Source organism: Johannesbaptistia floridana (assembly GCF_057440575.1).
Map to the genome: position 1 here is coordinate 1 of NZ_JALKVM010000391.1, position 5,918 is coordinate 5,918.

Consider the following 5,918-nt stretch of genomic DNA (forward strand, 5'->3'; position numbering starts at 1 on the left):
CGGAGTAGGGGAGAAAGAGGGTTTTTAAGGATTTGCATCAATATTTAATTATATAGTTAAGTAAATATTGATGTTGGGGTGCAATAAACTTACTCAAAATTGCCAGCGAAAGCGGAGAGCGCCTTAGAGGCTGTTTTTTGGTCAATAATCTTGAGTTATTGGGAGGCGCTCTCCGCCACTTCATAAGTTATTTGTGACCCCAAACCATTAACTGGTAAAGGCTGGCAATTTTGAGCAGGTAATCTCAGAGCGGTTTCGTTCCAAGGGCCCAACCTACAAGCTGAATAAGCCTTTAGGGTCAACCAATTTTTAAGGGCGATCGCATTAATTCTTTAACTCATTACTTAAAGACGTAAAGACTTCGAGAATTCGAGACTTCGAGACTTAAAGACGTAAAGACTTCTTACTCATTACTTATTACTCATTACTCATTACTCATTTAGGGGTCGCTTTTCCACACCTATCTTTATGATTTTAAATTTGTTATACTAAAAATATAAAATTAACAGTATAAACTTATACAGAACTTAGGAGAATTAACAAATGTTTACCAAAATTTATCAAAAAATCAAACAAATTTTGAGATTCTTCGTAGAGAAGCCAGGATCCCAAGTAAGTAAACAATGGGTACATTCAAATAAGAATGATGATACAGCAGTGAAAAAACGAGAACCTATTGCAGATTCTCGCTCCTTATACATTCCTTATCAATTAAACTACTACTTTAAACAGAAGTCATCACCTTCTCAAGACAACAGTTGGGATACAGAAAAACTGGTCAAAATGAGTAGTGATTTAGGGAAAGCTTATGCAGGAGATCGCGATTTTGGCAAACAAAAGCGACAAAATGACCTAAACTAAGGGTTTTGAGATTCAGACTTCGCAAAAACTGTAGATAGACGTTGGGCTATTTCCGCACGTTGGTTAACTAAATAAACACTGATTAGCGTTAAGCCAACTCCTATCCACTGAAAATTGCTCAACTGTTCGTGCAAAAAAATGTTACTAAATAAGAGAGCAAAAACTGGGGTAAGGAAAATAAGAGCGCTAATGCTAGTCAAATTACCATTAGCGGCTAAGTAGAAAAATAGTCCGTAGGTAAAAGCAGTTCCAAATACAGTTGCATAACCCATACCTAGCCAACCTTGAGTAGATATATCTTGCCACTGATTAGACTCCAAAAACAAAGACATAACAATCAGAGGGATACCACCAAGAAATAAATGCCATCCCGTTGCCATAAAAGCATCAGCGTGCTTTTTCACCACCCGAATAAGAATGGTACCAAAAGACATAGACAAAGCCGCTAATACCATCAACAATTCTCCACTTTGAAGTAAATTCTCTAAAGTAAAACTCCCAGCAGAAATAGGAATTCCCTCGCCTTGAAATAAGCTAACTAGCCATTCTGTAGGAAGTCCACAGAAACAAATACCTACTAAACCGACAGTTAAGCCTAACCAACCCCATAAGCCAATTAAATCCCCAAAAATCAAATTAGCTAGTAAAGCTACAACTAGGGGTTGAGCGTCAATAAGTACGGCGCCTAATCCTGCACCTGTATGTACTAATCCTGTGGTTAAAAACCCTTGAAACATCGCTCCATCTACCACAGAAAAGAGTAAAATCCATGACCAAGCTTTCCAACCTTTGGGGTAGGGGAGTTTAAGAATAGTAGCCGTGATAATTACTAAGATTCCTCCAGGAATTAAACGAAAAGCTGCTAAAAACAAGGGGGTGGTGTCAGGAATAATTGACTTCATCACCACCATCGCTGTCCCCAAGAAGAAAAAGGGTGACACTAATACAAGAGGGGATTTGGATAAATCTGAGTTTTTGATGTTAGATTCCATGATTTAATTAAAAAGAAAATTGAGTTCGCAAATTACCAACGTAAATTGGACCATTGGTTGTAAAGTTATTTGGTCTAACAATTACATAAAATGAAGGCACAACAGCAATGTTATCATTTATAGGATAAAAGTAGTTGGCTTCAAATTCGTATTGCACACCACCATTACCACCACCAGAGAGTAAATATTTCCGTCCATTCACTACAGAAAAAGGAATTAAATAAGAGAAAGTAGCCTGGGCACCAGGTTTACCTAAGTCTGGTAAAGCAAACCCTAATTGTAATGATTGAGAGTTGATATCTCCTTTGTCTAGCTCTGAATTTGTAGGAGTTATGTTAGTGCTACCCCAACTATAGCGCCCAAATAAGCCAAACTTCTCCACCACTAACCAATCGAAGTTAAAAATATAGGCATTAGCGAAGCCATGGCGCAAAGTTCCACCAAAACCATCATCAGCTAAACCATAGGGAATTGGTTCACCAATTGCACCGCCAATATAACCACTAAAGGGATTGGCTTCTAAACGAGAACGATTATATAAGAAGCGGAGATTAAGGTTATCTGTAGGGGATATTGTTAATTGAGCCATGATATTATAAGTTCCACCAAAAAGTCCCCGAGAAGGATCTGAAGCCGATGAACCAATGGCTGAGGGGAGAAACTCAGTGTTATTACCTACATAACCTGTGGTAAAGTTAATCATATTGTTGACATCCCAAACTATAACCGCTCCAGAACCGCGATCAATTGGGCTAAATTGAGTTGAACCACTACTGTTGAAGCTTTCTGCACCGTTGAGGAAAAAGGTAAAACGATTACCATCAAAGTAACGATAAATATTGATCCGGGGACCTACTACAACTTGTAAATTATCCGTTGCAGGAAAACTATAAAATAATTCCCGAATCGCTACTTGGTCATTAGAGGGCGCTCCTGCTTGCAGCAAAAAGGGTGTACCAGAAGAGTTGAAATATCCAGCGGAGAGAAATTGATTAGCAGGGGCAGAACCATTACCTGCCGCAAATTGTACTGTTAAATTGTCTCTCCCGGTAAAAGAGGTGTTAAAGTTAATCCAGCTTAGATAACTAAAGGTTACATTGGGATCATCTTTACCTACTTCACGGGTTCTTGGTCGATTATTTTCATCTCTGGGAGGATCAAAGGCATTAAAAGGATTAGCCCCTTCAGCAGTAATATTACTACCTGCTCTAGCACCACTAAGATAAAAGGTAATTAAGGCGCTTAATTTAGTAGTAGTGGAAAATTGATTCTCCTCTAAAAAGGCAACTCGTGAGTCTAATTGGTCTACTCTAGTACCAATTACTGCTAATTCCGCTTCAAATTCTGATTCTAGTCTCCTTAATGTTTCTATATCTTCTGTGGCAATGCGTCCACTTTCTTGAATTAATTGCTCAATACGAGTTAGACAGGCGTTTAACCCGGCAGCAAATTCCCAGCGATTTATAGGGCGTGTACCTCTAAATGTACCATCTGGATAACCAGCAATACAACCATATCTCTCTACCAAGTTTCTTAAGGCTTCATAAGCCCAAGATGTTGGCTCTACATCTTGTATAGCAGATATATTTATATATTGACCCATTTCATTGTTTTTTGAGTTTTCAGACACTGTCTGTGAATTGCTGGATTTAATTTCACTGACTAGGGGGAACTCTCCTGAAATAGATCCACTTTGAGCTAAACTTTCACTTGGAGCAATACCCAATCCTAAAGCACTTAAGCACAAGGAAATAATTAAGGGATTTTTTAAATTACTCATTTTTACTCTCACACACCACAAAATATTGAGTTTACAGATTTATTTTTACTGACTAAGATTTCTGCCAGGTAATATTAAATTCAGACCTAACGCTACAATCGCTCCGGCGGCAATGCCTGAGGAAAAGACATCTTTGATTAGTTGAGGCAATTTATCTAGAGATTCTGGAGAAAAAGTTACCCCTAAACCAAAGGCTAAAGAGACGGCAACAATAATCGAATCCCGCACATTCATTTCTGTATTTCTTAATATATTGATTCCTGCCGCAGCCACTGAACCAAACATCAAAATTGTTGCACCCCCTAATACTGGTTGGGGAATAGTTTTTAGCACTCCTCCTATGATGGGGAATAATCCTAAGACCACTAAAATTACCGCTAAATAGTAGCCGATATAGCGACTTCCTACCCCTGTAATTGATATTAAACCGTTATTTTGGCTCATAGTACTATTAGGAAAGGTATTAAAGACAGCAGCTAGGGAAGAATTTACCCCATCTCCTAATATTCCTGCTTTTAATCTTCTAAAGTACACTCCTCCTTTGATTGGTTCTTGTGTAACCATAGAAGTTGCCGTGATATCACCAATACACTCAATTGCAGTAGCTACATATATAATTGCAAAGGGAATAAAGGCAGTAAAGCTAAACCCTAAACCATAGCGAAAAGGAATTGGTATATTAATTGCTGGTAACCCCTGTAGACTACTAAAATCAACTCTTCCCATGACTAATGAAATTATGTAACCTACTATTAATCCAATAACAATAGATCCCATGCGCAAATATCGGTTAGAACTTACACTCAAAAAGGCAATTACTAATAATACTGTGATAGAAATCCCCCAATTTGAAGGATTTCCATACTCACCAGTTTCTATCGCCGCAAATCCTCCTGCCATATCTGTAATGCCTATTTTAATCAGGGTAGTACCAATCAAGGTAACCACAATTCCTGTTACTAGAGGAGTAATAATCTTTTGTACAACATTGAGAAATCTACTCACCATGATTTCTAGAAACCCACCAAAAAAACACAAACCAAATATTAAGGCTAATGCTTCTTCTATTGATTTACCTTCACTTGTTGCTGCTAATCCTGTACTAATAATCGGACTCACAAAGGAAAAACTAGTTCCTTGGATACTTAATAATCCTGTTCCTATTGGCCCAAATTTACGCGCTTGGATAAAAGTAGCAATTCCTGAAATCATTAAAGACATTCCTAGAATAATTGCTGTATTTGTTGGATCAACACCTATCGCTCCACAGATAATTAATGGTGGCGTTACTATGGGGATAAATATAGCCATAACGTGCTGAATAGCTACAAATATTCCTTCGTAAATAGGTGGTTTATCGTTCAACCCATAGATTAATTTACTTTTACTAAAGGTCTCGGTTTCTGAGAATTCTTTTTCTTGTTCTTCTTCGGTTATTCCCATTGTTAATTTTAGTATTTTTTCAAAAAAATTACTATCTACTATTTTTTATATGGGTATTACCATATTAATTTAACTTTATAATTTGTTTGATAAAGTTAAAACCTTTACATAATATCTGACTAACTCTTTTAAAAATGTTTTGTTTTTTACATTTTATCGATTTTGCTTGAGATATACTATTGTGTTATTAACTAAGAGAAATTATGTGAGTATATAGCAGTACAAAAATTCTTGAGTACAGATAAAGTTATGTGGAATGAGAGTTAAAAATGCTATATTTTACCAACTCCTCTAAAATCAACTTTTTCTTTAGTCTAAGATCTTGCACTCGATCTACCAATTTTTAAGCGTTTAGCATTAATTCTTTAACTCATTGCCAGCTTATACAGGTCTTAGATTACATTGAGGCTAATTTAGCTGAAAATCTGAAACTGGAAAACTTAGCCCAATTGCTCAATACCAGCCAATTCCACTTCAGCCGTTTGTTTAAGCAATCTATGGGATTAGCTCCCATAGAATACCTGACTCAGCAACGTATAGAAAAGGCTAAACAGTTATTGAAAAACACAGAGCTACCTATTGTGGATATTGCCTTACAGTGTGGTTTTAGCAGTCATAGTCACTTAAGTAAAAAGTTTCGACAACTTACAGGTATCTCACCTAAATTATATAGAAAAAGTTAGATCTATAAGTAATACTCGCATCCGGTTATGAAACACCACTTAAAATTAGGTGAGGCAAGATGGAAGAAAAAGCATAATCAATGAGGGCACTTTGTCTGAGCGATGGGCACTTTGTCTGAGCGATGGGCACTTTGTCTGAGCGATGGGCACTTTGTCTGA

5 protein-coding genes are annotated in these 5,918 nt (G+C 37.1%); 2 read left to right on the forward strand and 3 right to left on the reverse strand.

What is annotated here, in order from left to right:
- The first annotated feature begins 543 nt into the window (after nucleotides 1-543).
- Nucleotides 544-861 (forward strand): hypothetical protein, encoded by a 318-nt coding sequence (locus MW688_RS22325; protein WP_486738220.1) that lies wholly within the window; start codon nucleotides 544-546, stop codon nucleotides 859-861.
- Here MW688_RS22325 and MW688_RS22330 read toward each other — a convergent pair.
- From MW688_RS22330 to MW688_RS22340, 3 genes are read right to left on the reverse strand one after another with little or no spacing between them, the layout of a single operon-like run.
- Complete coding sequence (locus MW688_RS22330; RefSeq protein WP_486738223.1) at nucleotides 858-1,841, reverse strand: DMT family transporter; 984 nt, start codon at nucleotides 1,839-1,841, stop codon at nucleotides 858-860. The two genes, MW688_RS22325 and MW688_RS22330, sit on opposite strands and share 4 nt — an antisense overlap.
- 19 nt (nucleotides 1,842-1,860) lie before the next feature.
- Nucleotides 1,861-3,633, reverse strand: a complete 1,773-nt coding sequence (locus MW688_RS22335; protein WP_486738221.1) for an iron uptake porin — start codon at nucleotides 3,631-3,633, stop codon at nucleotides 1,861-1,863.
- 45 nt (nucleotides 3,634-3,678) lie between these two features.
- The gene (locus tag MW688_RS22340; protein WP_486738222.1) at nucleotides 3,679-5,076 is read right to left on the reverse strand and encodes a uracil-xanthine permease family protein; all 1,398 of its coding nucleotides are present in this window, start codon (nucleotides 5,074-5,076) and stop codon (nucleotides 3,679-3,681) included.
- A gap of 401 nt (nucleotides 5,077-5,477) precedes the next feature.
- Between MW688_RS22340 and MW688_RS22345 the strand changes: the two genes are divergently transcribed.
- On the forward strand, nucleotides 5,478-5,759 hold the full coding sequence (locus MW688_RS22345) for an AraC family transcriptional regulator (RefSeq protein ID WP_486738224.1): 282 nt from the start codon (nucleotides 5,478-5,480) through the stop codon (nucleotides 5,757-5,759).
- Nucleotides 5,760-5,918: the final 159 nt, after the last annotated feature.

What these genes read in the sequence shown, in the direction of transcription:
- MW688_RS22340 (WP_486738222.1), bottom strand. Translation starts at nt 5,076, where the DNA reads ATGGGAATAACCGAAGAAGAACAAGAAAAAGAATTCTCAGAAACCGAG.
- MW688_RS22325 (WP_486738220.1), top strand. Translation starts at nt 544, where the DNA reads ATGTTTACCAAAATTTATCAAAAAATCAAACAAATTTTGAGATTCTTC.
- MW688_RS22335 (WP_486738221.1), bottom strand. Translation starts at nt 3,633, where the DNA reads ATGAGTAATTTAAAAAATCCCTTAATTATTTCCTTGTGCTTAAGTGCT.